The 26,712-nt window shown below is 65.5% G+C and carries 23 protein-coding genes; 7 read left to right on the top strand and 16 right to left on the bottom strand.

Going from position 1 to position 26,712, the window contains the following annotated elements; translation table 11 throughout:
- From K225_RS0116305 to K225_RS21030, 4 genes are all read left to right on the top strand, one after another.
- Positions 1 to 265: transposase (locus K225_RS0116305; protein ID WP_026437398.1), on the top strand; the 265-nt coding region annotated here is incomplete at its 5' end.
- A 160-nt stretch (positions 266 to 425) separates the two neighbouring features.
- Entirely contained in the window at positions 426 to 791 is a 366-nt protein-coding gene (locus K225_RS0116300; RefSeq protein WP_026437397.1) for a hypothetical protein, read from the top strand.
- A gap of 30 nt (positions 792 to 821) precedes the next feature.
- Complete coding sequence (locus K225_RS0116295; protein ID WP_026437396.1) at positions 822 to 1,334, top strand: sigma-70 family RNA polymerase sigma factor; 513 nt, start codon at positions 822 to 824, stop codon at positions 1,332 to 1,334.
- Between the two features lie 14 nt (positions 1,335 to 1,348).
- The gene (locus tag K225_RS21030; RefSeq protein ID WP_051249023.1) at positions 1,349 to 2,221 is read left to right on the top strand and encodes an anti-sigma factor; all 873 of its coding nucleotides are present in this window, start codon (positions 1,349 to 1,351) and stop codon (positions 2,219 to 2,221) included.
- Between the two features lie 61 nt (positions 2,222 to 2,282).
- Here the strand turns inward: K225_RS21030 and K225_RS0116285 are convergent, their stop codons facing one another.
- Positions 2,283 to 3,206, bottom strand: a complete 924-nt coding sequence (locus K225_RS0116285) for a LysR family transcriptional regulator (protein ID WP_026437395.1) — start codon at positions 3,204 to 3,206, stop codon at positions 2,283 to 2,285.
- A gap of 128 nt (positions 3,207 to 3,334) precedes the next feature.
- Between K225_RS0116285 and K225_RS0116280 the strand changes: the two genes are divergently transcribed.
- From K225_RS0116280 to K225_RS0116270, 3 genes are read left to right on the top strand one after another with little or no spacing between them, the layout of a single operon-like run.
- Positions 3,335 to 4,549, top strand: a complete 1,215-nt coding sequence (locus tag K225_RS0116280) for an ABC transporter substrate-binding protein (RefSeq protein WP_026437394.1) — start codon at positions 3,335 to 3,337, stop codon at positions 4,547 to 4,549.
- A gap of 18 nt (positions 4,550 to 4,567) precedes the next feature.
- A complete protein-coding gene (mmsB, locus tag K225_RS0116275) occupies positions 4,568 to 5,458 on the top strand; it encodes a 3-hydroxyisobutyrate dehydrogenase (protein ID WP_026437393.1) in 891 nt (296 codons plus the stop codon).
- Between the two features lie 35 nt (positions 5,459 to 5,493).
- Complete coding sequence (locus K225_RS0116270) at positions 5,494 to 6,999, top strand: CoA-acylating methylmalonate-semialdehyde dehydrogenase (RefSeq protein WP_026437392.1); 1,506 nt, start codon at positions 5,494 to 5,496, stop codon at positions 6,997 to 6,999.
- Between the two features lie 88 nt (positions 7,000 to 7,087).
- Here K225_RS0116270 and K225_RS0116265 read toward each other — a convergent pair whose 3' ends face one another.
- The 15 genes from K225_RS0116265 to K225_RS0116190 all read right to left on the bottom strand — a co-directional run bounded on the left by K225_RS0116265 (position 7,088) and on the right by K225_RS0116190 (position 26,684).
- The gene (locus K225_RS0116265; protein ID WP_026437391.1) at positions 7,088 to 8,194 is read right to left on the bottom strand and encodes an enoyl-CoA hydratase/isomerase family protein; all 1,107 of its coding nucleotides are present in this window, start codon (positions 8,192 to 8,194) and stop codon (positions 7,088 to 7,090) included.
- Positions 8,191 to 9,063, bottom strand: coding sequence for a DMT family transporter (locus K225_RS0116260; RefSeq protein WP_026437390.1), 873 nt, complete (start codon positions 9,061 to 9,063; stop codon positions 8,191 to 8,193). Before K225_RS0116260 ends, K225_RS0116265 begins: the two co-directional genes overlap by 4 nt.
- Before the next feature lie 108 nt (positions 9,064 to 9,171).
- The gene (typA, locus tag K225_RS0116255) at positions 9,172 to 10,995 is read right to left on the bottom strand and encodes a translational GTPase TypA (RefSeq protein ID WP_026437389.1); all 1,824 of its coding nucleotides are present in this window, start codon (positions 10,993 to 10,995) and stop codon (positions 9,172 to 9,174) included.
- Positions 10,992 to 11,993 (bottom strand): tRNA pseudouridine(55) synthase TruB, encoded by a 1,002-nt coding sequence (gene truB, locus K225_RS0116250; RefSeq protein ID WP_026437388.1) that lies wholly within the window; start codon positions 11,991 to 11,993, stop codon positions 10,992 to 10,994. Before truB ends, typA begins: the two co-directional genes overlap by 4 nt.
- A gap of 2 nt (positions 11,994 to 11,995) precedes the next feature.
- Positions 11,996 to 12,367, bottom strand: coding sequence for a 30S ribosome-binding factor RbfA (gene rbfA, locus K225_RS0116245; RefSeq protein WP_026437387.1), 372 nt, complete (start codon positions 12,365 to 12,367; stop codon positions 11,996 to 11,998).
- Positions 12,368 to 12,382: 15 nt separating this feature from the next.
- A complete protein-coding gene (gene infB / locus K225_RS0116240; protein ID WP_026437386.1) occupies positions 12,383 to 15,250 on the bottom strand; it encodes a translation initiation factor IF-2 in 2,868 nt (955 codons plus the stop codon).
- 23 nt (positions 15,251 to 15,273) lie between these two features.
- Positions 15,274 to 16,758, bottom strand: a complete 1,485-nt coding sequence (gene nusA, locus K225_RS0116235; protein WP_026437385.1) for a transcription termination factor NusA — start codon at positions 16,756 to 16,758, stop codon at positions 15,274 to 15,276.
- Positions 16,759 to 16,835: 77 nt separating this feature from the next.
- Entirely contained in the window at positions 16,836 to 17,429 is a 594-nt protein-coding gene (rimP, locus tag K225_RS0116230; protein ID WP_026437384.1) for a ribosome maturation factor RimP, read from the bottom strand.
- 363 nt (positions 17,430 to 17,792) lie between these two features.
- A complete protein-coding gene (locus K225_RS0116220) occupies positions 17,793 to 21,152 on the bottom strand; it encodes a DEAD/DEAH box helicase (RefSeq protein WP_034713098.1) in 3,360 nt (1,119 codons plus the stop codon).
- A gap of 196 nt (positions 21,153 to 21,348) precedes the next feature.
- A complete protein-coding gene (locus tag K225_RS0116215; RefSeq protein WP_026437382.1) occupies positions 21,349 to 21,735 on the bottom strand; it encodes a thioredoxin family protein in 387 nt (128 codons plus the stop codon).
- Between the two features lie 14 nt (positions 21,736 to 21,749).
- Entirely contained in the window at positions 21,750 to 23,111 is a 1,362-nt protein-coding gene (locus K225_RS0116210) for a cytochrome c (RefSeq protein WP_026437381.1), read from the bottom strand.
- A gap of 11 nt (positions 23,112 to 23,122) precedes the next feature.
- On the bottom strand, positions 23,123 to 23,893 hold the full coding sequence (locus K225_RS0116205; RefSeq protein WP_026437380.1) for a c-type cytochrome: 771 nt from the start codon (positions 23,891 to 23,893) through the stop codon (positions 23,123 to 23,125).
- Positions 23,894 to 23,987: 94 nt separating this feature from the next.
- Positions 23,988 to 24,557 (bottom strand): hypothetical protein, encoded by a 570-nt coding sequence (locus K225_RS0116200; protein WP_202900055.1) that lies wholly within the window; start codon positions 24,555 to 24,557, stop codon positions 23,988 to 23,990.
- A 64-nt stretch (positions 24,558 to 24,621) separates the two neighbouring features.
- Entirely contained in the window at positions 24,622 to 25,158 is a 537-nt protein-coding gene (locus K225_RS0116195; RefSeq protein ID WP_026437378.1) for a flavin reductase family protein, read from the bottom strand.
- Positions 25,159 to 25,211: 53 nt separating this feature from the next.
- Entirely contained in the window at positions 25,212 to 26,684 is a 1,473-nt protein-coding gene (locus tag K225_RS0116190; protein ID WP_026437377.1) for an RNB domain-containing ribonuclease, read from the bottom strand.
- Between the last annotated feature and the right edge of the window lie 28 nt (positions 26,685 to 26,712).

The following is a 26,712-nucleotide window of genomic DNA, read 5'->3' as shown; positions in this document are numbered from 1 at the left end:
CAAGGTCATTCCGTTCTTCGCCTTCCCGCCAGAGGTGCGGCGCGTGATCTATACGACCAATGCGATTGAGAGCGTGAATGCGCGGCTGCGAAAGATCATCAAGACGCGCGGGCACTTCCCCAGCGATGACGCGGCCACCAAGCTGATCTGGCTGGCACTGCGCAACATCACCGAGGACTGGGGACGGGCGGCCAACCACTGGAAATCAGCGATGAACCAATTCGCGATCCTCTACGAAGATCGGTTCACGAAATCGAGCACGTAAGATAGTCAACCAGCTTCACGAAATCGGTGAAGGTTCAATGAGCCTCACACACAGAAATTCGGACAGGCCCGAGGGCGGCGGGAATAAATCACCACCCCCATGTGTTTGTCCGCATGCAGGCCGCATTTCGCACTCGCCTGCCCCTTGTCCGGAGAACCCCATGAAAAAGCTCTTGCCCATCACCGCACTCTTTGCACTTGCCGCCTGTTCCTCCATGGCCCAGTCACCCGTCAAATCCATGGATGGCGTGCTGGTCGGCGCTGGCGATATGACGCTCTACACCTTTGACCGCGACACCGCGGGCAGCGGAAAGTCCGTCTGCAACGGCCCCTGTGCCACCAACTGGCCACCCGTGATGGCAGCCCCCGCGCAAGCCAGCGGCGACTACAGCGTCATCACCCGCGACGACGGAAAAACCCAGCTGGCTTACAAGGGAAAACCGCTGTACTACTGGTCCAAGGACGCGAAACCCGGCGACAAGACCGGCGACGGTTACAACCAGGTCTGGCACGCTGCGCGCCCCTGAACCCTTCCCCCCTGCCGCTGACATCGCGCCATGGACCGCACCCAGGTTGTCGAGCAGCTTCCCGGCCTGCGCCGCTATGCCCGGGTGCTGACGGGCGACTCCTGGGCGGCCGACGATCTCGTGCAGGACACGCTGGAGCGGGCCTGCAGCAAATGGCGGCTGTGGCGCAGCGGCAGTGATTTGCGCGCCTGGCTGTTCACCCTGATGCACAACCTGTACCTCAACCAGCGCCGCGCCATGCCCTCCTTGCAGCGGCTGGAGATGGAGGACGTTCAGGACACCCTCCAGGCCAGTGCACGCCCTTCGGACGATGCGCTCGATCTGGAGCGCTGCCTGCAACGCCTGCCTGCCGAGCAGCGCGCCGTGCTGCTGCTGGTGACGCTGGAAGACCTCAGCTACGAGGACACTGCCCGCATTCTGGACATTCCGGTGGGCACCGTCATGTCGCGGCTGTCGCGCGCGCGCCGCCGCCTGCGCGCACTCATGGAACGCACGCCCGCGCCCGTGCCAGGCCAGCCACCCGTGCTGCGCCGCCTCAAATGATTCGGGCCTCTGCCATGGACCACTCCACCCCCTTCCCTGCCGGCCCTGACCATGCATGGCACGCACTGGTGGACGGCCGGCTGCCCCCCGCCGACGCCCGGGCGCTACAGCAGCAACTGGCTGCCGATGCCCCGGCACAGGCCACTGTCGCGCAGTGGCAGGCCCAGCGCCGGCAGTTGCGCGCCCTGCACCAGGACATGCTGGATACGCCCGTGCCCGATGCGCTGCTGCAGTCCCTGGCGCGTGCCACGGCGCGCAGGGCCGAGCGGCATCGCCAATGGTGGCGCTGGGGCGGCATGGCGGCCTCGGTGCTGGTGGCGTTTGCACTGGGATGGGCGGGCCGGGGCCAGTGGCCAGCGGCGGCGCCCAACGGCCTCCTGGCCCTGAACGCAGGCACACCCCAGCAGCGATTTGCGGTGCAGGCCGCCGTGGCCCATGCCGTGTACCAGCCCGAACAGCGCCATCCCGTGGAGGTGCCGGCCGCCCAGCAGGAGCATCTGGTGCAATGGCTCTCCAAGCGCTTGGGGCGCCCCCTGAAAGTGCCGGTGCTGACGGCACAGGGCTACGACCTGGTGGGGGGGCGGCTGCTGCCCGGTGATACCGGCGCACGCGCGCAATTCATGTACCAGAATGGCGCCGGCGAACGCGTCACGCTGTACTTGGGCACGCTCGACGATCCACAGGCAGCACGGGCCACGGTCTTTCAATTTTACAGCGAGCGGAATGTCTCCAGCTTCTACTGGTTGGACCAGGGCTTTGGCTACGCGCTCAGCGCAGATTTACCGCGACCGGCGCTGCAGACATTGGCCATAACTGTTTACAAACAGCTCAGCGCAGCGCCGTCCACTGGTCCCGCCAGTACCTACGGGCCGGTCAAGGGCTCCTGAACCCACAGGGCACAGGCCTTATTGCTGCGCCCTGAAACCACTACGGGTCCAGAACAGCGTCTCATGGGTGCCAAACAATGGCTCTGGAACGTCCCAGGAGGAACTCCCGGTTCATATCCACCACCTGTCGGAGATAGTCCCACAATGCCTTGATGCGGGCCAACTCGCGCCGCTCTGCCGGGGCTACAAGCCAAAAGCTGCGCGTGATGTCCACCTCATCGGGCAGGATGGGCAACAGGTCCTTCTCAGAGCTGGCAAGAAAACAGGGCAGCATCGCAATCCCCAGGCCGGAACGAGCAGCCTGCATCTGCGCGATCACGCTGGTGCTGCGCAAAAAGGGGCGGGCCAAAGGCAGCCATTTGCGCAAACTGACCTGCTGATCGGTGAAGAGCAGGTCATCCACATAGTCAATCCAGCGGTGGTTCGCAAGGTCCGACACGCTCACAATGGCAGGCTGCTGCTGCAGATAAGCTTGTGTTGCATAAGGAAGCAGGCGGTATTCAGCCAGTTTGCTGACCACGAAACTGTCGGTGGTGGGGCGATCGACCGTGACGGATGCATCGGCCTCGCGCTTGGACAGGTTCACATTGCGCGGCATGGGCAGCAAATCGACCGTGATGGCCGGGTGGCGCGTGCAGAAATGCGCCAGATGCGGCGCCAGAAAATAGCTGCCAAACGCCTCGGTAGCGCCCAGCCGGATTTCGCCCGTGAGCGCAATGTTGTCGCCAAACACATCCGACTCCACCGCCGAGAGCGTGCTCTCCAGCTTCTCGACATGCTCCAGCAGACGGTGCCCGGCACTGGTGAGGCGGTGGCCCTGCGAGTTGCGGTCAAACAGCTTGGAGCCGATGTCTCCTTCCAGCCGGTGCAGCCGCCGCGAGATGGTGGACTGGTTCAGACCCAGTGCGTGCGAGGCCTCTAGCGCCGACCGGGCCCGCGCCACGCCCAGAAACACCCGCAAATTGTCCCAGTCAAAGTGGTTCATGGACCCTCCACGCTTTGCAATTATGCATATCAATGCAGTGAATTTTACAAAACACAATGCATAAAAGCTTGTTTAGGATGTGCTTTCGGTATTTCGCCGCACGTTCAACAACACCATCAGGAGACAACATGACACGCAAATTTTTCCATCTGGCCGCCCTTCCCCTGTGCATGGCCATCGCCATGAGCGCCCAAGCCACCATTTCCGATGGTGTGGTCAAGATTGGCATCCTCACCGACCTGTCGGGCCCTTACTCCAACTTTGGCGGCAAGGGCTCGGTAGTGGCCACCAATCTGGCCATTGAAGACTGCCTGAAAGCCGAGTGCAAGGGCATGAAGATCGAGGTGCTGTCGGCAGACCACCAGAACAAGGCCGACATCGGTGCATCCAAAGCCCGCGAATGGCTGGACCGCGACCATGTGGACGCCTTTGCCGACATGACCAACTCCGCCGCCGCCCTGGCGGTGCAAAAGCTCATCAAGGAAAAAGGCGCCGTGGGCCTGTTCACCGGCCCCGCCACCACGCGCCTGACCAGCGAAGACTGCGCGGCCAACAGCTTCCACTGGATGTTCGACACCTACTCCGCCTCGGCAGGCGCAGCTGCTGCGCTGACCCGTGCGGGCGGCAAGTCCTGGTACTTTTTGACGGTGGACTACGCTTTTGGCCACTCGCTGGAAAAAGACGCCTCGGAAATGGTCAAGGCCAACGGCGGCACCGTGGTCGGATCTGTGCGCCACCCGCTCAACGCCAGCGACTTTTCCTCGTTCCTGATGCAGGCGCAAAGCTCCAAGGCGCAAATCATCGGTATGGCCAACGCCACGCAGGACGCCATCAACACCATCAAGGCCGCCCGCGAATTCGGCATCAGCGAAAAGGGCCAGAAACTGGCGGCCCTGATGCTGCAGGTGACCGACGTGCACGCCATGGGGCTGCGCGTGGCGCAGGGCCTGGTGTCTTCCGAAGGCTTCTACTGGGACATGGACGATCAGACCCGCGACTTCTCTGCCCGCTTTGAAAAGGTGCAAAAGGCCAAGCCGAACCAAGTGCATGCCGGCGTGTACTCCAGCGTGCTGCACTACCTGAAAGCCGTGGCCGCCGCCAAGAGCGACAACGCCGACGTGGTGTCGGCCAAGATGCGCGAACTGCCTATCAAGGATGCGGTGATGCGCAACGCCAGCATCCGCCCCGATGGCCGCGTGATCCACGACATGTACCTGGTGGAGGTGAAGACCCCAGCTCAATCCAAGGGCCCATGGGACTACTACAACATCCTCAGCACCATCCCCGCCAACACGGCATTTATGCCCCTGGCGCAATCCCAGTGCTCGCTGGTCAAGAAATAACCCTCGGCCGCTAACGTGATGAACATTGCATTCATTGGCCTGGGCAACATGGGCTTGCCCATGGCGCGCAACCTCGTCACGGCAGGCTTTCAGGTCAAAGGTTTTGACCTGTCGGCCCCTGTGCTTGAGGCTTTTGCCGCCGCTGGCGGCACCCCCTGCGCCTGCGCCGCCGACACATTGCAAAGCGCCGACGTGGTAGTGACCATGCTGCCTGCCTCGCGGCATGTGCAATCGCTGTGGCTGGGTGCCAACGGGCTGCTGCACCGCCTGCAACCTGGCACGCTGCTGATTGATTCGTCCACCATCGGCGCCACCGTTGCGCGCGAAGTGGCCAGCGCCGCCGCAGCCTTGGGGCTGGACATGGTCGACGCCCCGGTATCTGGCGGCACGGCTTCGGCCGAGGCTGGCACCCTCACCTTCATGGTGGGCGGTACGCCCGAGCAGCTGGAGCGCGCACGCCCCGTACTGGAAAGCATGGGCCAACGCGTGCTGCACGCGGGCGGCATCGGTGCGGGCCAGGTCGCCAAGGCCTGCAACAACATGCTGCTGGGCATCATCATGGCGGGCAGCAGCGAGGCCTTGCAGTTGGGCATTTCCCACGGGCTCGATCCCAAAGTGCTGTCCGACATCATCGGTGTGAGCACCGGCGCCAACTGGGTGCTGAGCAACTACAACCCCTGCCCAGGCACCCTGGACACGGCGCCTTCGGCCCGCGGCTACAGCGGTGGCTTCGCCACCGACCTCATGCTCAAAGACCTGGGCCTCGCCGTAGAGGCTGCCACCAACACCGGCGCCATCGTGCCCATGGGCAGTGCCGCCCGCAATCTGTTTGCCATGCACAGCGCCGCTGGCCAGGGCAAGCTCGATTGCAGCAGCGTTTTCCACCTGCTGGCGGCCCGTACAAGCTGACAGCCAACTTCACTTCCATTTTTCAAGAGACAACCATGACCACTACCATCGGATATTTCATCGCCGGCCAAGTTGAGCCCGGCACCGGCGACCGCAGTGGCCCCGTGTACAACCCCTCCACCGGCGAAGAAATCGCGCGCTGCGCCTACGCCAGCCGCCCCACCCTTGACCGCGCCGTGGCCGTGGCCACCGAGGCAGGCAAGAAGTGGGGCCGCGCATCCCACGCCGCCCGCCAGGCCGTCATCTTCAAGCTGCGCGAGTTGATGATTGCCAACACCGACCTGCTGGCCGAAGTGATTGGGCGCGAGCACGGCAAGACCATTGCCGACGCCAAGGGCGAAATCGGCCGCGCTATTGAAGGCATCGAATTTGCCGTGAACGCCCCGCACGTGACCAAGGGCGAATTCGCCACCAACGTGGGCGGCGACATTGATGTGTTCTCCATCCGCGTGCCGATTGGTGTGGTGGGGGCCATCACACCGTTCAACTTCCCTATCATGGTGCCGGCGGTAATGATGACCATGGCCGTTTCGGTGGGCAACGCCATCGTCTGGAAGCCTTCAGAGAAAGTGCCCAGTACAGCGCTGATTTTTGCACGCCTGTGGAAGGAAGCCGGTCTGCCGGACGGCGTGTTCAACGTGGTGCAGGGCGACAAGGAAATGGTCGACGGCATCCTGGAGCACCCCGGCATTGCAGCTGTGAGCTTCGTGGGCTCCACGGCCGTGGGCGAATACGTGTACCAGAAAGGCACTTCGCACAACAAGCGCGTGGCAGCCTTCACCGGTGGCAAAAATCACATGGTGGTGATGCCCGATGCTGACCTGGAAAGCGCCGCCAGCGCCTTCGTGTCGGCCGGCTTCGGCTCGGCCAGCCAGCGCTGCATGGCGGTGTCGCTGCTGCTGCCCGTGGGGCAAGACACGGCTGAACGCCTGCGCGAGCTGGTGGTACAAAAAACCAAGGCGCTGCATATCGGCCCATACAACGACCCCAAGGCCGACTTCGGTGCGGTGATTTCGCTGCAATCCAAGCAAGCCGTGGAGCGCGCCATCGAAAACTGCATCCAGCAAGGCGGCGAACTGGTGCTGGACGGACGCGGCCTGCGCGTGCCCGGCCATGAAAACGGCTACTACGTCGGCCCCACGCTGTTCGACCGCGTGACGACCAACATGGAGATGTACCAGCAAGAAATCTTCGGCCCCGTGCGCGGCATCATGCGCCCCGTCAGCTTTGACGAGGCCCTGGCCATCACCAATGCGCACGAGTATGGCAACGGCTCTGTCATCTTTACTCGCGATGGCAAGGCAGCGCACCGCTTCATGTACGAAATCGAGTCCGGCATGATCGGCGTGAACGTGCCCGTGCCCCTGCCTTCGGCTTTCTTCAACTTCGGTGGCCTACGCCGCTCCAAGTTTGGCGACAGCCATCTCTACGGCCCCGACGCCGCGCGCTTCTATACCAAGATCAAGACCGTGTCGCAACGCTGGCCCGAGCCTGACCAGCAGGCTGGCCCGGTGTCACTGGCCTTCAATCCCAAGGGCTAAGCGACGCGCTCGCCAGCCGCCTTGAAAAAAGCATGGGAGGAATATCCTTCCCTGCGGTGACGACTCCTGCCTCAAGGGCCGTCACCGCTCAATCGCTCAGCGCAGCCAGCGGATGCGCGTGGGCAGGCCAGGGGCTGGCGAAGAACGGGGCCACCATCTCCGGCGTCACGTCTTCGATGCGCGCAGGATTCCATTGGGGTGCGTGGTCCTTGTCCACCGCCAGGGCACGGATGCCTTCCACCGTCTCGCTCTGGCCGGCGCGCAGGAAAAAGCAGTGGCGCACCATGTCGCGCTCCATGCGCAGATCATCGGCCAGGCCCATGCCGCGCGCACGGCGGATCTGTTCCAGCACCACATGCAGCATCAGCGGCGAGCGCTTGCGCAGCGTGGCCGCCGTGCTGCGCGCCCATTCGCTGTCTGCGGCGTCCAGGGCGGCCGTGATGGCGGCCACGCTGTCCAGCGAAAAATACTGATCGATCTGGCCTCTGACACCCGCCAGTTTTTCGTCAGCAGCGACCATTTCAGAAGCAATAAAGGCCTTCACGGCGGCGCCATCGGCAAAGGTCTGCGTGCCCAGGGCGTCCCAGACCGTGGCCTGTGCGTCCAGCGGCAGGCAGCCGTCAGCCAGGCCGAAGGCGATGGCGTCACCGGCGCCAATGGTGTCGCCGGTCAGGGCCAGCCACTCGCCCACGCGGCCAGGGCAGCGGCTCAGGAAATAGCCACCACCCACGTCGGGAAACAGGCCGATCGCCGTCTCGGGCATGGCCATCTTGGTGCGCTCGGTCACCACGCGCAGGGCTGCGCCCTGGCTGATGCCCATGCCGCCGCCCATGACGATGCCATCCATGAAGGCGATGTAGGGCTTGCCGTAGTTGTGGATCAGGTGGTTGAGCGCATATTCCTCGGTGAAGAAGTCTTCGAGCAGCGGATTGCCCTGGCTGCCCGCCTGGTGCAGGAAACGGATGTCGCCGCCCGCGCAAAAGGCCCCGAACGGGCCCTCCTTGTTGCTGCCACGGATGGCCACGGCCAGCACGCGCGCGTCGTCCTTCCAGGCCAGCAGGGTGGCCATGAGGTCCCGCACCATGCCCAAGGACAGCGCGTTGAGCGCCCGCGGGCGGTTCAATGTGATGAAGCCCACCTGGCCCCGCACCTCGCTCAGCACCTCGCTCGACATCGGCATTGTCATCTCCGTCATTTTTGTTCCTTCCAAGCTAAAAACTCGTTGAGTACCAGGGCGCCAACCACCAGCAGGCCCCCGGTCAGCACGGCCGAACCGGGGCGCTCCCCGGCACCGGCCCAGACCAGCAAGATGCCGAAGATAACCTCCAGCAGGCCCAGCAATGCCATTTCCGGCGCCTTGAGCACGCGCGCACAGCGCACCGCCAGCACGCACGGAATGGCCAGCTGAAACAGCCCGAGCAACGCCAGCAGCAGGATATCGTGGCCGGTGGCCTGAAACGGCCACGCCAGCGGCAAGGTGGCCAGCGCCGAAAAAACGGCGCCCACCAGGACTGCCGGCACCAGGTCCACGGCGTGGCCGTGCTGCTGTGAAGACTGGACCACGGTCCAGTTGGCAGCGGCCGCCACCGGTATGCACAAGGCCACCAGGGTGCCCAGCAGCGGCAGCCCGGCCATCTGCGCGCCGTACATCCACGCCATGCCCGCACCGGCAATGCCAATGGCCACCCAGGTGCGCAGCGCAATCCGGTGCCCGATGAAGATGCGCGCAAACAGGGCCGTGAGCAGAGGCCCCGCCGCCATGGTCACCAGCACATTCGCCACCGGCATGAGCATCATGGCAACCATGAAGGTGGTGAACATCACGCTCCAGCACAGGCCGGAGAGCCACAGGGCAGCGCCACCGCGGCGCATGGCCGACAACACACCGCGCCCCTGCGCCAAGGGCAGGATCACCAGCAGCGAGATCACGGTGAAAAAGCTGCGCCAGAAGGTCACTTCAAAGCTGCGCGCGTGCTCCAGGTGGCGCGTCACCACGCCAGCCATGGACCACAGCAGCGTGACCAGGAGCATCAGCACCACGGCCCGGGAATGCGTGAGTTTCATGAAAATTGCGCCGAACGGAAAACCTTCCAACGAAAAAAAGGCCACTGCACTGCAGTGGCCCCCCGGAACCTGACGACCTCAAGGCCTCAGGCCCTGGGGAATGGCAGGTCAGCTGCGGCCAGCGCGCTTGCGCTCGTTCTCGGTCAGGTAGCGCTTGCGCAGGCGCACGGACTTGGGCGTGATCTCGACCAGCTCGTCGTCCTCGATGAACTCCACACCGTATTCCAGCGTGAGGTCGATCGGAGGCGTGATCTTGATCGCGTCTTCCTTGCCGCTCACGCGGAAGTTGGTCAGCTGCTTGGTGCGCGTGGCGTTGACCACCAGGTCGTTGTCGCGGCTGTGGATGCCGACGATCATGCCTTCGTACACCGGGTCGTTGGCCTTCACGAACATGCGGCCACGGTCGTCCAGCTTGCCCAGGGCATAGGTGAAGATTTCACCATCGTCCATGGAGATCAGCACGCCATTCTTGCGGCCGCCGATGTCGCCCTTGTGCGGCTCGTAGCTGTCGAAGATGTTGGAGATCAGGCCCGAGCCGCGCGTCAGGTTCAGGAATTCGTTGGTGAAACCGATCAGGCCACGGGCCGGGATGCGGTATTCCAGGCGCACACGGCCACGGCCGTCGGACTCCATGTTCACCAGCTCGCCCTTGCGCTCGCCCAGGGCCTGCATCACGCCGCCCTGATGGCCTTCTTCGATGTCGGCCGTCACCAGCTCGATAGGCTCGTGCCTGACGCCGTCGATGTCCTTGAACACCACGCGGGGCTTGGACACGGCCAGCTCGTAGCCTTCGCGGCGCATGTTTTCCAAGAGGATGGTCAGGTGCAGTTCGCCCCGGCCCATCACTTCGAACACGCCTTCTTCGTCGGTTTCCTTCACACGCAGGGCCACGTTGTGCTGCAGTTCCTTCTGCAGGCGGTCCCAGATCTGGCGGCTGGTCACGAACTTGCCTTCGCGGCCGGCCAGGGGCGAGGTGTTCACGCAGAAGTTCATGGTCAGCGTGGGCTCGTCCACCTTCAGCATGGGCAGGGGCGCGGGGTTGGCCGGGTCGGTCACGGTCACGCCGATGCCGATGTCTTCGATGCCGTTGATCAGCACAATGTCGCCAGGGCCTGCCAGGGGCGTCTGCATGCGGTCCAGGCCCTGGAAGGTCAGCACCTGGTTCACACGGCCCTTGGTGGTCTTGCCGCCCGGGCCTTCCATGACCAGCACATCCTGGGCGGGCTTGAGCGTGCCCTGGCTGATGCGGCCGACGCCGATGCGGCCCACGAAAGTGGAGAAGTCCAGCGCAGAAATCTGCAGCTGCAAAGGAGCATCAGGGTTGCCGGAGTTCGGCGGCACATGCTTGAGGATGGTGTCGAACAGGGCCGACATGTCGGGGCCCCACTGCTCGCCCGGTGCGCCTTCTTCCAGCGACGACCAGCCGTTGATGCCCGAGGCGTACACCACGGGGAAGTCGAGCTGCTCGTCGGTGGCGCCCAGCTTGTCGAACAGGTCGAACGCGGCGTTCACCACCTTGTCGGGGTTGGCACCGGGCTTGTCCACCTTGTTCACCACCAGGATGGGGCGCAGGCCCAGGGCCAGGGCCTTCTTGGTCACGAAACGCGTCTGGGGCATGGGGCCTTCCTGGGCGTCGATCAGCAGCACCACGCTGTCCACCATCGACAGGGCGCGCTCCACTTCGCCGCCGAAGTCCGCGTGGCCGGGGGTGTCCACGATGTTGATGTGCGTGCCCTTCCAGCTCACGGCGCAGTTCTTGGCCAGGATGGTGATGCCGCGTTCCTTTTCGATCGCGTTGTTGTCCATCACCGTATCGACGACCTTTTCGTGGTCGGCGAAGGTGCCGGACTGGCGCAGCAGCTGGTCGACCATGGTGGTTTTGCCATGGTCAACGTGGGCAATGATGGCGATATTGCGGATTTGTTTCGTCATAGTTTTTCCAATATGCCGCTGTGCGCCATGGACGCGGAACGCGGCGTGCTTTCCAAGATTTGTTGAATTTCCAGCGGACTCAGGAGCCTGTCCGGCACCAGCTCCCCGCCCACGATGTGGCCCACCCCCAGCAGCGCCGGGGGACTCTCGCCAAACACCGCCACGGCACTGGCATCGGGCCAGTTGCCACGGCGACGCACGCCCGACAGGAATCGGGCTGCATTCTCACCGTCCAGCGTGACACGCATGTGTTGTGCCAGCAGCGACTCGGGCGCCTCCAGGCTGGCCAGGCGCTCGGCCTCGGGCATGGCTTCGAGCTGCGCCAGCGTGACGCAGCGCTCCAACCCCAGCCCGCCGGTGTCGATGCGGCGCAGAAAGGTCAGGTGCGCACCGCAACCCAGTGCCGCACCGATGTCTTCACCCAGGGTACGGATGTATGTGCCTTTGCTGCAGGTCACTATTATTTTGATAGCTGGCTGCGCTTGATCCGTCTGCACCAGCGTCAGCTTGAGTGCATGGATCACCACATCGCGCGCTTCACGCTCCAGCGTGACACCGGCGCGTGCATATTCGTACAGCGCCTTGCCGTCCTTCTTGAGCGCGCTGTGCATCGGCGGCACCTGGCGGATGGGGCCGGTGAACTGCTGCTGCACAGCCGCCAGGCGCTCCGGCGTCACCTGCTCCGGCAGCACCTCGCGGCGCTCCACCACCTCGCCCTCGGCGTCGCCGGTGGTCGTCGTGGCACCCAGCAGCGCCACGGCTTCATAGGTTTTGGGGGCATCCAGCTGCAGCTGGCTGAACTTGGTGGCGGCGCCAAAACACAGCGGCAATACACCGGTGGCCAGAGGATCGAGCGTGCCGGTGTGGCCCGCCTTTTCGGCGCGCAGCAGCCATTTCGCCTTCTGCAAGGCGTCGTTGCTCGACAGGCCGAGCGGTTTATCGAGCAGCAACACCCCATGCACAGGGCGCCGCTGCACCCTGGTGCGTGGCGCGTTCATGGTCAGTCGTCCTTGGCGCGCGAGGAAATGGCCTTGGCAATCAAGGCATTCATGTCGGCCGCGCGCTCGGAAGTGCGGTCGAACACGAAATGCAGCGTGGGCACGGTGTGGATGTGCAGGCGCTTGAACAGCCCATTGCGCAGGAACCCGGCAGCCTGGTTGAGCGCCGCCTGGGTTTCCACCGGGTCGCCCGTCAGCAGGCTGAAGAACACCTTGGCGTGGGCGTAGTCGGGAGTCACCTCCACGCCCTGCAGCGTCACCATGCCCACGCGCGGGTCTTTCAACTCGCGCGCGATCAGCTCCGTCAGATCGCGCTGGATCTGATCGGCCACCTTGAAGGCGCGGTTGGGGGTGGAGGATTTCTTCGCTGCCATAGAGTCGTCGTTGCCTTACAGCGTCCGGGCGATTTCCTTGATGTCAAAGAATTCGAGGTGATCACCTTCCTTGATGTCGTTGTAGTTCTTGAGCTTGATACCGCACTCAAAACCTTCCTTGACTTCCTTGACATCGTCCTTCAGGCGCTTGACCGAATCGACGTCGCCGGTATAGACCACCACGTTGTCGCGCAACAGGCGGAACTTGGCGTTGCGGTGCACCATGCCGGACGTGATGTACGAACCCGCAACGGTACCGATCTTGGACGCCACGAACACGGTGCGGATCTCGGCCGTGCCGATGATTTCCTCGCGCTGCTCGGGGGCCAGCATGCCGGACATCGCCACCTTCAGCTCATCCACGGCGTCGTAGATGATGCTGTAGTAGTGCAGGTCCACGCCATTGCTCTCGGCGAGCTTGCGCGCACCGGCGTCGGCACGCACGTTGAAGCCGATCACGATGGCCTTGGAAGCAATCGCCAGGTTGATGTCGGACTCGCTGATGGCGCCCACGGCGGCATACACCAGCTGCACCTTGACCTCGTCGGTTGACAGCTTGAGCAGCGACTGGGCCAGCGCCTCCTGCGAACCCTGCACATCGGCCTTGACGATGATGGGCAGCATCTTCACTTCGCCCGCCGTCATGTCGGCAAACATGTTCTCCAGCTTGGCCGCCTGCTGCTTGGCCAGCTTGGTGTTGCGGAACTTGCCGGCACGGTAGGTGGCGACTTCACGCGCACGGCGCTCATCGGTCAGCACCATGAAATCGTCACCGGCCTGCGGCACTTCAGTCAGACCCTGGATTTCCACCGGGATCGACGGGCCCGCCGTCTTGGCGACCCTGCCGCCCTCGTCGAGCATGGCGCGCACACGGCCAAAAGTCTGACCGGCCAACACCACGTCGCCCACCTTCAATGTGCCGGACTGCACCAGCACCGTGGCCACAGGGCCACGGCCCTTGTCGAGCTTGGCTTCGATCACCAGGCCCTTGGCCAGCGAATCGACAGGCGCCTTGAGCTCCAGCACTTCGGCTTGCAGCAGCACCTGCTCCAGCAGGGTGTCGATGCCCATGCCGGTCTTGGAAGACACCGGCACGAAAGGCGAATCGCCACCGTACTCTTCGGGAACCACCTCTTCCACCACGAGCTCCTGCTTGACGCGCTCAGGGTTGGCATCGGGCTTGTCGGCCTTGGTGATCGCCACCACGATAGGAACACCGGCCGCCTTGGCGTGCTTGATGGCTTCCTTGGTCTGGGGCATGACGCCGTCGTCGGCCGCCACCACCAGGATCACGATGTCGGTGGCCTGGGCACCACGGGCGCGCATGGCCGTGAAAGCCTCGTGACCCGGGGTATCAAGGAACGAAATCATGCCGCGCGGCGTTTCCACGTGGTAGGCGCCAATGTGCTGGGTGATGCCGCCCGCCTCGCCCGAGGCGACCTTGGCACGGCGGATGTAGTCCAGCAGCGAGGTCTTGCCGTGATCGACGTGACCCATCACGGTCACGACCGGCGCGCGCGGCAGAACGGCCACGTCCTGCTGCGCCGAATCCTCATCGGTGAAGGCTTCCGGATCGTCCAGCGCCGCCACCACGGCCTTGTGGCCCATTTCTTCCACCACGATCATCGCGGTGTCCTGGTCCAGCGGCTGGTTCATGGTGACCATCTGGCCCATCTTCATCAGCGCCTTGATGACCTCGGACGCCTTGATGGACATCTTGTGCGCCAGTTCGGCCACCGTGATGGTTTCAGGCACATGCACTTCAATGGTGCGGACTTCCACCGGAGCGGACTGCTGGTGGTTGTCGTCGCGGTGATCGCGGCTGTCACCACGGCGGCCACGCGGGCCACCACGCCAGTTGTTGCGGCCGACACCGCCGCTGCTGTCGCCGCGGGTCTTGATTTCCTTTTTCTTGGCCGTGTCATTGGCCCAGCTGGAAGACAGCTTGGCCGACTTGACTTCCTTGCCGGCGGCAGCCCCCGGAGCAGCAGCCGTACCCGGACGCGCACCCGCACCCGCGCCCACGGCAGGCTTGTGCAGCGTGCCTTTCTTGGCGTCGCCCACAGCCGCAGGCTTGGCAACAGGCTTGGGCTCTTCCGGCTTCTTGGCCACCATGACCGCCTTCTTGGGCGTGGCCATCATGGAGCGGATGGCAGCAGCTTCTGCTTCGGCCTTGCGGCGACGTGCGTCGAGATCCGCAGCGCGGGCCGCTTCCTCGTCAGAGCGGGCTTTAGATTCCGCAGCAGCCTTCTCGCGTGCTTCGTTCTGTGCCGCAATGCGCGCAGCCGCTTCAGCAGCCTGCTCGCGGGTAGCCTCCTGCTTGACGGCCGTGGCCTGGGCCTTCTTGCTGGCCTCCTGGGCGGCGTATGCGGCGGCGCGCTCTTCGGCTTCGCGCTCGCGCTGTTCACGGGCTTCGCGCTCGGCTCGCTTGGCGGCCAGTTCGGCCTCCTGGCGACGAATCAGCTCGGCCTGGCGGCTGGCCTCTTCCTCACGGCGGGCCAGTTCAATGTCTTCGCTGGACACGGCCGCAGCCGTTGCTTCTGCCAGGGATTCCGTGGACTCGGCAGCCGCCTCAACACCTTCATCACGCTGGATGAACGTGCGCTTCTTGCGCACTTCCACCTGGATCGTGCGTGCCTTGCCGGTGGCATCGGCCTGCTTGATCTCGCTGGTGGACTTCTTCACCAGCGTGATCTTCTTGCGATCGGCCGAGGCCGTGCCATGGCTGGCCTGCAAATAGGCCAGCAGCTTTTGCTTGTCCGACTCGGTCAAGGCATCGGAAGGGGCAGCCTTGCCCACGCCCGCAGCCTTGAGCTGATCAAGCAGGATTTCAGGTGATTTCTTGAGTTCGGTTGCAAACTCGGCGACAGTATTACTGGACATATGTGGTTCGTGCCTCCCTGACCTTACTCTTGCCCTGCGAACCAGTGTTCGCGCGCCTTCATGATCAGGGCTTTGGCATCTTCTGCGGACTGTCCGGTCAGGTCGGTCAGTTCATCAATGGCCAGATCGGCCAGGTCGTCACGCGTGTGCACACCGCCTTCGGCCAACTTGGCAATCAGCTCGGGTGTGAGGCCTTCAAGGTCGCGCAGGTCCTGCGAGACCTCGCCAACGCTTTCCTCGCGGGCGATTTCCATGGTGAGCAGCGCATCCTTGGCGCGTGCACGCAATTCGTTCACCGTGTCTTCGTCGAAGCTTTCGATCTCCAGCATTTCCTGCAGCGGCACATAGGCCACTTCTTCCAGGCTGTTGAAGCCTTCGGAGATCAGGATGTCGGCGATTTCCTCGTCCACATCGAGCTTTTCCATGAACAGCTTGCGGGCCGTGTCGGTCTCGTTGGCCTGCTTTTGCGCGCTTTCGGCGGCGTCCATGATGTTGATCTTCCAGCCGGTCAGGTCGGAGGCCAGACGCACGTTCTGACCACCACGGCCGATGGCGATGGCAAGGTTTTCCTCGTCCACCACCACATCCATGGCGTGCTTTTCCTCATCGACCACGATGGAGGACACGTTGGCCGGGGCCAGCGCACCGATCACGAACTGGGCGGGGTCTTCGGACCACAGCACGATGTCCACGCGCTCGCCAGCGAGCTCGTTGGTCACGGCGTTGACGCGGGTGCCACGCACGCCCACGCAGGTGCCGATGGGGTCCACGCGCTTGTCATGGCTCAGCACGGCAATCTTGGCGCGCGAGCCGGGGTCACGGGCGCAGGACTTGATCTCCAGCAGGCCCTGTTCGATCTCGGGCACCTCCTGGCGGAACAGCTCGATCATGAACTCGGGGGCCGAGCGCGACAGGATGATGGGGGCGCCACGCAGGGTCAGGTCCACTTCCATGATCATGGCGCGCACGCGGTCGCCGCTGCGCAGGTTTTCCTTGGGGATCATCTCGCCGCGACGCAGGCGGCCTTCCACGCGACCGGATTCGACAATGATGTCGCCCTTGTCCATGCGCTTGACGGTGCCGGTGAAGATGCGCTCGCCACGCGACATGAAGTCGTTGAGCAGCATCTCGCGCTCGGCGTCGCGGATCTTCTGCAGAATGACCTGCTTGGCGGCCATGGCGCCAATGCGGCCGATCGGCACCGACTCGACACCTTCTTCGATGTATTCCCCGACCTCGATGTCCGCGATGCGCTCCCTGGCGTCCATCAGCAGTTCCTCGGCTTCGGGGTTCTGCAGACCCGCCTCGTCCGGCACGACCAGCCAGCGACGGAAAGTCTCATAGTTGCCGCTGTCGCGATCGACGGACACGCGAATGTCCACCTCGCCCTGGTACAGCTTCTTGGTAGCCTGGGCCAGGGCCGATTCCACGGCGCCCAAGACCACATCGCGCTCCACGTTCTTCTCGCGCGAAATGGCCTCAACCAACATCAACAATTCGCGATTCATGCGACGACTCTCCTGTTTCTATCACCCGCAGGCGGCAGCTGCCAACAGCGCCCACCCACTCCAAACCATCCAGCGACTCAGCCCGGTACCTGACCAGCCTTCGCCCCCCGCCCCTTGAAATCCACAATGGGCGCCAGCCGGGCATCCCTCAGCTCATCCAGCGTAAAACCCAGCGCCTGCAACGGGGCTGGCACACGCTTTTTGCTGATTTTCTGACCAGGCTTGGCCGCCGGCTCATCACTCCAGACGATCTGCCATCCGCCCGATTCGGCACGTTCCAGGGTGCCGCGAAATTTCTTGCGGGTGGCGTTGACCTGCCCGACTGCCGCAGCGCCGATGGGCGCTTTCAGGGTGAGGTCAATGACCGCGCCTGCAAAACGCACGAAATCCTGTTCATGGCGCAACGGGCGATCGATGCCGGGCGAGGAGACCTCCAGCCGCTTGTACTCGACACCATCCACCTCCAGCGCGAACTGCAGCTGGCGGGTGACCTTCTCACAGTCTTCGACCGTGACAAACTGATCCGCCGCGGGCTCCGGCGCATCGGCGGCCGGCTGCACCCAGGGCAAGTCGATGGTGACACGCAGCAAGCCACCGGCGGAGCGCTCAATCTCCACCAGGTCATATCCCAGACCCGTCACAATTTGTTCAACGACTTGCTGTAGTGCCACGTGTTCAGTTCAATCCCGGAAAAACAACACGACTTACGCAATGAGGAACAAGCCAATCGCCTGCCCCATGGAAGCACCCTGGGCGCATCCTTGTTTGCGTAAGTCCAAAACAAAAAACCCGATAACCCCCGGAGACCCTCCCCCGACAGCTTCGAGCTCCAAAAGCATTCGACCAAAAAAAACGGGCGGTAGGTACCCGCCCGTTTGGTCGTGAGATTCGTATTGTAGCGCGTAAAGCATTGATTTGCAAAGACGAATCGGGGCAAAGCTGTTGCCTGCGATTCGCCACAGCCTGCGCATGCCAACCGCTCGCGGTTTTGCCGCAAAAAATGCGCCCAGTGCAAGCGCAATCAGCGCAGGTTGCTATGACAGTGATAGCGGTTGCAGCAACTCCGCCAGGTCGGCCTCGGTGAACTGCGGCTCCCTGCGCGCCGCAGACCCGGTGTAGAGGCTGCCCGCCAGCTGGGCCTTGCGCTCTTGCAGCGCCAGAATCCGTTCCTCAATCGTGCCCTGCGCCACCAGCTTGATCACCCACACGCTCTGCGTCTGGCCGATGCGGTGGGCACGGTCGGTGGCCTGGGCTTCAACGGCCGGATTCCACCAGGGGTCGAAGTGGATCACCGTGTCGGCCTGTGGCAGGTTCAACCCCACCCCACCCGCCTTGAGGCTGATCAGGAACAACGGCACCTGCCCGCTGGTGAACTGCTCAATGATGGCCTCGCGCTTTTGACTCTGCCCCGTGAGCTTGACCCAGGGCAGCTTGCGCTTTTTCAACTCGGCCTCGATCAGGGTGAGCATGCTGGTGAATTGCGAGAACAGCAAAATGCGCCGCCCCTCGGCCAGCATGTCAGGCAACAGCGCCATCAACTGCTCCAGCTTGGCCGAGGTCTTGACCTTCCTGGCGGCATCCAGCGGCACCAGCTGCGGGTCACAGCAGACCTGGCGCAGCTTGAGCAGCGCATCGAGGATGGTGATCTGCGACTTGGCCAGGCCCTTGGACTGCAGGGCTTCGCGCACGGTCTTTTCCATGCCCAGGCGGATGGTTTCGTACAGGTCGGCCTGCGGACCGGTCAGTTCCACCGGCATCACGGTCTCGATCTTGGGCGGCAACTCGCCAGCCACCAGCGCCTTGGTGCGGCGCAGCAGGAACGGTGTGATGCGCGCACGCAGCTGTGCCATGCGGGCGCTGTCACCCAGTTTTTCAATGGGATTGCGGAACAGCGCCCTGAAGCGCTGCTGGCTGCCCAGAAAACCGGGCATCAGAAAGTGAAACAGGCTCCAGACCTCGCCCAGGTGGTTTTCCAGGGGCGTGCCGGACAGGCACAGCCGGTGCCGCGCATTCAACTGGCTGACCACCTGCGCGGCATGGGTGCTGGCATTCTTGATGTTCTGGGCCTCGTCGAGCACCACCAGGTGCCATGGTTGTGCCAGCCAGCGCTCGCGGTCGCGCTGCAGCAGCGAATACGGGACGATGACCAGATCGTGTTCGGCCACCGCATCGGCCGTCCCATGCCGGCCCACGCCATGCAGCACCAGGCTGCGCAGGTCCGGGCAGAACCGCGCCGCCTCGCGCTGCCAGTTGCCCAGCAGGCTCACGGGCGCAATGATGAGTGCGGGGTGCGTCAGGCGCCCCGCCTCTTTTTCCACCTGGATATGCGCCAGGGCCTGCAAGGTCTTGCCCAGGCCCATGTCGTCGGCCAGCACACCGGCCAGGCCGTGGGCGCGCAGGAACTGCAGCCAGTTCAGGCCCTGCTGCTGGTAGGGCCGCAGCGTGGCGTGCACGCTGGCGGGCAATGGCACTTCGGGCAACGCCTTGGCACCCCGCAGTTGCGCCACCAGGGCGCGCAAGGTGTCCGCCCCCTCCCACACCGCGCCCTCACCCAGCGCGGCACTGGTGCGCAGGGCGTCCATGCGCGCAAGCCGGAGGTGGTCGCCATGGAAGTCATGGGCCCGGTCACCCACCAGGTCGAGCAGCGCAGCCAACCAGGGCCGCAGCGCATCGGTGGGCAGGCGCACAAAACCGGTCCCCCCCTGTGCCGGCAGATACACATGCGACGGCAGCTGGGGCAGGCCGGTGGCGGGGTCCGGCGGCTGGGCCGCTGCAGCGGCAATCAGGTCGGGCAGCCAGGGCAGGATGTTGTGGCGCACACCATCGATCTCCATGCCCAGCGACAGCGCAAACCAGGGCGAGGCGGCCTCCTCCCCGCCTTCGGGCTGCAGCGCCACATCCAGCGTGTCGGCATGCGTGATCCAGCCGTTCAGCGCCGCATCCCATGTAACGGCGAAGCCCGCGTCTCGCAGCACCCCGAAACCGTTGTCGGCCCAGTGCACCCAGTCGTGCTGCGGGCGTTCGCCGGGGATGCCGAACAGGCCGTCATCGGTGGCCAGCAGGCCCAGGGCCGTCAGCCGCTCGATGGCGCCGAGCTCGGCCCTGGGATCGCGCTGCAGCAGCACCTGGCCGCCGTCCTCCGCTGTCATCAGCATGTCCAGCGCCTGCCCGGCCCACCAGCCCACATGGCCCTGGTAGTCGAACCGCAGCCGGGCGGTGATGAGGCCCAGGTCTGGCACTTCACCCGCCGGCACGGGCGCCAGGTGCAGGCGCGCCACGGGCGCAATGCCCTGCACGCGGGCGAGCGGGCCCAGCACCGGCGGCAGCGGCAGCACACCGCCGAGGCGGCTGGCAACCTCGGCCCGGTGCTTTTGCAGCGCTGCGGCGTCCAGCGCCGGTGCCTTGAGCAGCAGGGCCAGCTGGGCTGCGCTCAGGCCATCGGCCTGCACCTGGCCACACACACCGTGGGCGGCGTCGAGGTACAGCGGGGGGCTGTTGCCGCACAGCGTGGCCGAAGCGCCTGGCAGGCTGGCGCCCAGGGCCCAGGTGCTTTCGCCCCCGGCGGCAGGCGTGGCCTCGCGCCATGCCCAGGTGATGGGCAACGGGTCACCCCAGCGCAGCGGGGCACCCACGGTGGAGCCCCCTGCATCGGCAAACAGGCGGCCGGTACTGGCCGCCTGCTGCAGCGCCAGCACGCCCACAGTCCCCTCCAGCACCGCCACCGGCGCTGCGCTGTAGGCCGAGTAGTAGCCCATGCCGCGCGGCATGGCGCGCAGCAGTTGCAGCACCTGGCGGTCGGCGTCGCTGGCGCGGTCATAGACCGCCTGCCCGGGGCCGGGCTGGGTGCGGATCTGTCGGGGCCTGGCCCAGCCGCCGGTGACCTTGGGGTAGGACACCACCGCCTCCAGCTGCATCTGCGGCAGGGCCTTCGAGGCCGCGCGCGGCAGCCCCACGGTGGCGGCCAGGTACAGGTAGTGTTCGGGCCGATCCGGCCGGGCGCCCGGGATGGACGAATCAGGTTCGCCTGCCGCACGGTCCCAGTCCTGCAGCCAGCGCACCAGCCGTGCGTCGGCTTCTGCGCGCGCCATGGCCTGCTTGCGCTCCTGCAACGCTTTCAGGGCATCGACGGCAGGGACTGGAGCCTGATCCTGCGCCAGGTTGTCCTGCGCGGCCTGCAGAGTCAATGCGATGGCGTGCTTGCAATCCACCTCCACGGGGCAACTGCAGTCGCCCGACCATCGCGTGACCTGCCCATTGGGCGCAAGGGCCAGCTCTGCCGACACCTGGTAGGGCATGGACAGGCTGCCCTGCACCTCGCCCTCGATCCGCCAGCGGCCCTCCCCATCGGGTTCGATGTCGATGCGGACCACGCCCGCCCGGCGATAGAGATCCATGCCGCGCGACCAGGCGCCCTTGTCGCACTGGGCCTGCAGCGATGGAAGGTGGAACCACGGGGAGCGCGCCATAGAAAAAACAAAAGAAAAGTGCCTCCAGCGCTTTCAACACAAGCGCTGACAGCCATCAGAACAGGAGTAGAAATATCCGCACGGCTGGGCCCGCAAGGGCCCTGGTCGCCCCAGATCCCGGCAACTAGGCGCTGCGCGCTGCGCGCACACGCTCGAACACCGCCTGTGCTTCAGCGCCTGCCCCGCCCCCTGGTGTAGCGGCCTGCAGGCTGGCCAGCAGGCGCGCCAGCACGGGGGCCTGCGGCAGCAGCGGCCCCAGGAAGCGCGCCGTCGTGCCATCGGCAATCAGCAAGGTGGGAAAGGTCTCCACATCCAGGTCCCCGGCCAGGTCGGCCTCGTCCTCGATGTCCACCCACTCAAAGCGCATTTGCGGGTGCGCCCTGGCCAGTTCGTCGAACAAGGGCCGGTAGTCGCGGCAGGTGCCGCACCAGTTGGCGCACAGGCACACCGCCCACCAGCCGCCGCCAGGGGCCACGGAGGGGGATTCGGGCAACGCGGCCGGGCTGTGCATCGGGGTGTTCTCCTTCAAGACCCGCGCCGCTCCCGGGCACGGTAGACGCCGATGGTACCCACTGCGCCGGCCTGGTTGCCCCAGGCATTGCGCACGAAGGTACTCACGGCCGCCACATCCTCGTCGCCCAGCACCTGCATGAAGGGCGGCATGCCATGCGGGCGCGGGTTGCCCGCCGTGGCCGGCGGATAGCCGCCCTGCAGCACCATGCGGACCAGGTTGGTGGGATCTTGCAGCACCACGGCGCGGTTGCCCGCCAGGGCCGGGAATGCCCCCGGCTGGCCCTCGCCCCTGTCGCCATGGCACTGCGCGCAGTGCTGCTCATACACCTTGCCCCCGCGCGCGAGCGTGGCGGCCGACGGCTGGGCCACCGCCGTGGCAGTGGGGGCCTGCTGCGGCAGCGCCCGCAGGTACACGGCGATCGCCCGGGCATCGGCATCGCTCAGGTACTGGGTGCTGCGAAACACCACCTCGGCCATGGGCCCGGTGACGGACCCCTGTGGCGCCACCCCGGTTTTCAGCAGGGCCACGATGTCCTCCACCGGCCACTGCGCCACGCCCGCCTCGGCGGCGGCATTGAGGGCCGGTGCATACCAGTTCTGCACCGGAATCAGCCCCCCGCTGAAGGCCTGCGCCTGGCTGCTGGCGCCCAGCGCATTGCGCGGCGTGTGGCAGGCGGCGCAATGGCCCAGGCCGTTGACCAGGTAGGCGCCCCGGTTGTACTCGGCACTTTGCGGGGATGCATGCGCTGGCGCACCGGGAACAAGGCTTGGCCCCCACGCTCCGCCGCTTCGCGGGTCGCTGCCCCCCGAGTTGGCCGCTTTTTTACCTTGGGGCGGCACGGCGGTAAAAAACAGTGCCCGCCACACGCCCAGCGCGGCCTGCGTGTTGTAGGGAAAGCGCAGCGCATGGGGCCGGTTGGCCTGCTCCACGGCAGGCAGGCTTTGCAGATAGGCGTAGATGGCGTCGGAATCCTCGCGCGTCACCTGCGTGTAGCTGGTGTAGGGAAACGCCGGGTACAGCAGGCGCCCGTCCCTGGAGCGGCCGTTGTGCAGCGCGCGCCAGAACTCGGCGGCCGACCAGTTGCCAATGCCGGTGGCCTTGTCGGGCGTGAGGTTGGAGGTGTGGATGACGCCAAACGGCGTGTCGATGCCACGCCCACCCGCATAGGGGGCACCGCCCTGCACGGTGTGGCAGGCCATGCAGTTGCCGGCGCGGGCCAGGTAGGCGCCGCGCTCCACCCGCTCGGGCGTGCTTGGCAGGGTTTCGCCGGCGACCAAAGGTGCTTCGCCGCGCAAATTCAGCGCCACCACGGCGGCGATGCCCAGGGCCAGCAAGACCATGGTGAAGAAAAGGATCCAGAGGATGCGTTTCATGCCATGCCCCTTCAGCGCGCCGCCGCATCCGCCACCGGCACACCATCCACCCCGCCGCAGCGCACGGGCATGGCCCCTGCCAGCCGCTCGGCCGGCTTGCCCCCTTCGGGCACCGGCTGGGCCGCCAGCCAGGCCGATACGGCACTCACCTCCTCGGGCGACAGCTGGCGTGCAATGGCGGCCATGCAATCGGGTGCCTGCGCGCGGCGCTGGCCGGTTTGCCAGGCCCCGAGCTGGCTGTTGAGGTAGTCGCGCGGCAGGCCCAGCAAGCCGGGAATCGACGGGCTGAGCCCCGTCAGCGCCGGGCCGTGGCACTGCACGCAGGCAGGCAACTGGCGCGCCGCATCGCCCTGCTGCACCAGCAGGCGCCCGCGCTCCAGCACCTGCGGCGCAGCCTGGGGCGCGGGGGGCGGCGCATAGGGCACCTCCAGCGCGGCGAAGTGGGTGGCGATCTCGCGCAGATAGCCGTCCGTGAGGTGCTCGATGAGGTAAGTCATCTGCGGGTAGCTGCGCCGCCCGTCCCGGAAATTGACCAGCTGGTTGTAGAGGTAGCCCTCCGGCTTGCCCGCGATGCGCGGAAAGTAGCCGTCTTGCGTGGCGCGGCCTTGCTTGCCATGGCAGGTGGTGCAGGCCAGCACGCGGGGCGCCATGGCGCTGGCATCTGTGGCGGGGATTTCGGGCGCAGCGCCGGCTGGCGCGGCAACGAGGGCACATGCGCCCAGGGTGGCCCCCCACAGTAGCGACAACAGGGTGCGCAGGGGGCGGCGCGGGCAATTCATCATGGGCAGGCTCTGGCGGAAACAAAAGGAACACATACGGACGTGCGACTCTACCCCGGCCACCAGACCCCATGGATCGAAAGACCCCGTGCCGTCGTCACGCCACCACGGTGATCGCCCCAAACCGCAGGTGGTGCATGAACTCGCGCAGGATCAGCAGCGCAGCGGCGAAATCGGTGCCTTGCGGCAAACCCTCGCGCACGGCCGGGCGCCCTTCGGCCACGGCGGCCAGGCGCTCGAACACGCGTTCCATGGCATCGAGCGGCATCACCATGCACTCACCCGGCGCCAGCCCTGCCAGCAGGGCCACCTCGCGCACCAGCGCGTCGGCGCACAGCAAGGCAGTGCCCGGCGCCAGCACCGGTACCGCGCGGATCACCTCGTCTTCCACGGTGGCAATGGCGTGTTCCATCTCCAGCGGCGTGGGCGGGCTGCGCTTGAAAAATTGCCGCGCCGTCTTGTGCGCGCCAATGTCCAGCACCAGCACGCCGGAAGCCTCGTCGCCCTGCCCGGTGGCAATGGCCGTGTGTTCGGCGCCGATGTGCAGCACCGTGACGGCCACTTGCGGACCGGCGTGGGCCCGCAGGCCACGGAAACGGGTGCGGATATCGGCTTCGGCAGCTGCGCCGGGGACCGTTGACGGATGAATGGGTGACGGTTCGTTCATGGATGTTCCTTGCGCTGGATGCGCCGGTGTTGCGGCGGGCCGCGGTGGACAAAGGCGGACCCGGCTATTTCATTTTGGACGGCAACCGGATCGTCTCGCCCGCCACCATGAAGGCGCCCCAGCCCCGGTGGTGCAGCGTGCGCGGGTCCTTGCAGGCCGGATCGGTCCAGGCCTGAACCACCTCCAGCACAAAGAAGCTGTAGCGGTTCACAAAACGCGTATCCACCACCTTGCATTCGAGGTGGGCATGGCACTCGGCGATCAGCGGCGCGGCCACCAGCGAGGCCGGCGCGGGCGTCAGGCCGAACGCCGCGAACTTGTCCACGCTGCGGCCCGAGCTGTTGCCGCAGTCCACCACCTTCTGCGCAAGCTCCACGGCGGGGATGTTCAGCACGCACTCACGCGTGGCTTTGAGGGCCGTGAAACTGAAATCGCGGCTGCTGACCACGCAGCCCACCAGAGGCGGCTCGAACTCCATCATGGTGTGCCAGGACATCGCCATGGCGTTGATCCGCCCCTTGTGCGCCGTGCTCAGCAGCAGCACCGGGCCGGGTTCGAGCAGCCCATAGACCTTGGACAGGGGAAAGGATCGCTTGGCCATGGTGAAGTCTCCTGCTGGGGGCTCGGACGCTGGCGCCGGGTGGGCACAGAATTTCAGCGCGCCTGCTCGAAATCGATGAAACCGCGCTCCACGTTGGTGCTGAGCAGCTTCACGCGGATCTTCTGCCCCACCTCCAGGTTGAAATCGCCCGCCATCAGCAGCCCTTCGGCCGGCGGCGTGAAGATGCGCACCCAGGTGGCGCTCTCGGTGCGGCCCGTGACGATGGCGTCAAACTTCTGGCCGATCAGCCCCTGCAGGAACAGCGCCGCCTCGGATTTGCGCACGCTGCGCTCCACCTTCTGCGCCGCGTCTTCCTGGTGGGTGCAATGCTCGGCCAGCGTGGCCAGTTCGGCCAGGCCATAGGGCGGGTGCTCGCCCGACAGCAGCGCCTTGACCATGCGCAGGCTCACCAGATCGGGGTAACGGCGGTTGGGCGCCGTGGAATGCGTGTAGTCGCGCACGGCCAGGCCGAAGTGGCCGATGGGCTCGCCCCGGGGGTGCTCGACCACATACTCGCCCGAACCCATCAGCTTGATGATGACCAGCGACAGATCGGGAAAGCGCAGCGGATCGGCCTGGCGCTGGCGCGCCAGGAAACCCTCCAACGCGCGCGAATCGGGCGTCTTGGGCAGTGCCTCGCCATATTTGCTGGCCACTTCCACGATGCGCAGCCAGCGCTCGGGCGATCGCACCACCCGCCGCAAGGCGCTGCCGCCGTGCCGCGCCAGAAACTGCGCCGTGCAGGTGTTGGTGGCGATCATGAACTCTTCGATGAGCTGGCGCGCCCGGTTCTGCTCCTGCTGGCGGATGTCCACCACGCGGTCGCCGTCGAACACGGCCCGCGGCTGGAAGGTCTCCAGGTCCAGCGAGCCCTGCTGGCGCCGGCGCGCGCGCATGCGCTGGGCCACCATGTCCTGGGTGCGCAGCTGCTCGTCCATGCCGGGCACGGCGCGCGCTGCTTCGGGCAGCTCGCCTTCGCCCTCGATCCATGCGGCCACGGCATCGTAGGCCAGCTTGGCGTGGTTGCGCACCCGCGCCCGGTGCACAGTGGAATGGGTGACCGCACCCTCGGCATCCACCACCATTTCGGTCACGATGGCCAGGCGCTCCTGCCCCGGGTTCAGCGAGGTCAGGTCGGTGGACAGGCGCTCGGGCAGCATCGGAAACACCCGCGCCGAGGTATAGACCGACGTGGTGTTGATGTGCGCATGCTGGTCGATGGCCGAGTTCTTCCGGACCAGGGCGTCCACATCGGCCACCGCCACAAAGATCTTCACGGCGCCGTTGCCCAAGGGACCGCAGGCCGTGAGCTGGTCGAGGTCGAGCGAGTCATCGTTGTCGATCGAGCACCAGGGCAGCGCGCTGAGGTCGCGGATGCGCGGATCGTCATCCTGCCCGGCGGCCGCGATGGTTTGCAGTTGTTGCAGCGCGCGGGGCGGAAACTCGGGCTCCAGGCCGCGCTCCTTCATGGCGTCAACGGCAATGCGCACCAGGTCGCTGCGGTGAAAGGTGTGTTTTTTGTCCATGGCTCCAATGTAAGTTGTCGCGGGAAGA

It is taken from the genome of Acidovorax sp. JHL-9, assembly GCF_000426205.1.
Lineage (GTDB): Bacteria > Pseudomonadota > Gammaproteobacteria > Burkholderiales > Burkholderiaceae_C > Acidovorax > Acidovorax soli.
This window is presented reverse-complemented; position numbering and strand designations above follow the sequence as displayed.

Excerpts from the sequence above, each read along its gene's own strand:
- K225_RS0116300 (WP_026437397.1), top strand. The coding sequence starts at position 426 with ATGAAAAAGCTCTTGCCCATCACCGCACTCTTTGCACTTGCCGCCTGT.
- infB (WP_026437386.1), bottom strand. The coding sequence starts at position 15,250 with ATGTCCAGTAATACTGTCGCCGAGTTTGCAACCGAACTCAAGAAATCA.
- mmsB (WP_026437393.1), top strand. The coding sequence starts at position 4,568 with ATGAACATTGCATTCATTGGCCTGGGCAACATGGGCTTGCCCATGGCG.
- K225_RS0116210 (WP_026437381.1), bottom strand. The coding sequence starts at position 23,111 with ATGAAACGCATCCTCTGGATCCTTTTCTTCACCATGGTCTTGCTGGCC.
- rbfA (WP_026437387.1), bottom strand. The coding sequence starts at position 12,367 with ATGGCAGCGAAGAAATCCTCCACCCCCAACCGCGCCTTCAAGGTGGCC.
- typA (WP_026437389.1), bottom strand. The coding sequence starts at position 10,995 with ATGACGAAACAAATCCGCAATATCGCCATCATTGCCCACGTTGACCAT.
- K225_RS0116280 (WP_026437394.1), top strand. The coding sequence starts at position 3,335 with ATGACACGCAAATTTTTCCATCTGGCCGCCCTTCCCCTGTGCATGGCC.
- K225_RS0116205 (WP_026437380.1), bottom strand. The coding sequence starts at position 23,893 with ATGATGAATTGCCCGCGCCGCCCCCTGCGCACCCTGTTGTCGCTACTG.
- K225_RS0116220 (WP_034713098.1), bottom strand. The coding sequence starts at position 21,152 with ATGGATCTCTATCGCCGGGCGGGCGTGGTCCGCATCGACATCGAACCC.
- K225_RS21030 (WP_051249023.1), top strand. The coding sequence starts at position 1,349 with ATGGACCACTCCACCCCCTTCCCTGCCGGCCCTGACCATGCATGGCAC.
- K225_RS0116270 (WP_026437392.1), top strand. The coding sequence starts at position 5,494 with ATGACCACTACCATCGGATATTTCATCGCCGGCCAAGTTGAGCCCGGC.
- K225_RS0116200 (WP_202900055.1), bottom strand. The coding sequence starts at position 24,557 with ATGAACGAACCGTCACCCATTCATCCGTCAACGGTCCCCGGCGCAGCT.
- K225_RS0116285 (WP_026437395.1), bottom strand. The coding sequence starts at position 3,206 with ATGAACCACTTTGACTGGGACAATTTGCGGGTGTTTCTGGGCGTGGCG.
- K225_RS0116295 (WP_026437396.1), top strand. The coding sequence starts at position 822 with ATGGACCGCACCCAGGTTGTCGAGCAGCTTCCCGGCCTGCGCCGCTAT.
- K225_RS0116190 (WP_026437377.1), bottom strand. The coding sequence starts at position 26,684 with ATGGACAAAAAACACACCTTTCACCGCAGCGACCTGGTGCGCATTGCC.
- truB (WP_026437388.1), bottom strand. The coding sequence starts at position 11,993 with ATGAACGCGCCACGCACCAGGGTGCAGCGGCGCCCTGTGCATGGGGTG.
- nusA (WP_026437385.1), bottom strand. The coding sequence starts at position 16,758 with ATGAATCGCGAATTGTTGATGTTGGTTGAGGCCATTTCGCGCGAGAAG.
- K225_RS0116195 (WP_026437378.1), bottom strand. The coding sequence starts at position 25,158 with ATGGCCAAGCGATCCTTTCCCCTGTCCAAGGTCTATGGGCTGCTCGAA.
- K225_RS0116260 (WP_026437390.1), bottom strand. The coding sequence starts at position 9,063 with ATGAAACTCACGCATTCCCGGGCCGTGGTGCTGATGCTCCTGGTCACG.
- K225_RS0116215 (WP_026437382.1), bottom strand. The coding sequence starts at position 21,735 with ATGCACAGCCCGGCCGCGTTGCCCGAATCCCCCTCCGTGGCCCCTGGC.
- K225_RS0116265 (WP_026437391.1), bottom strand. The coding sequence starts at position 8,194 with ATGACGGAGATGACAATGCCGATGTCGAGCGAGGTGCTGAGCGAGGTG.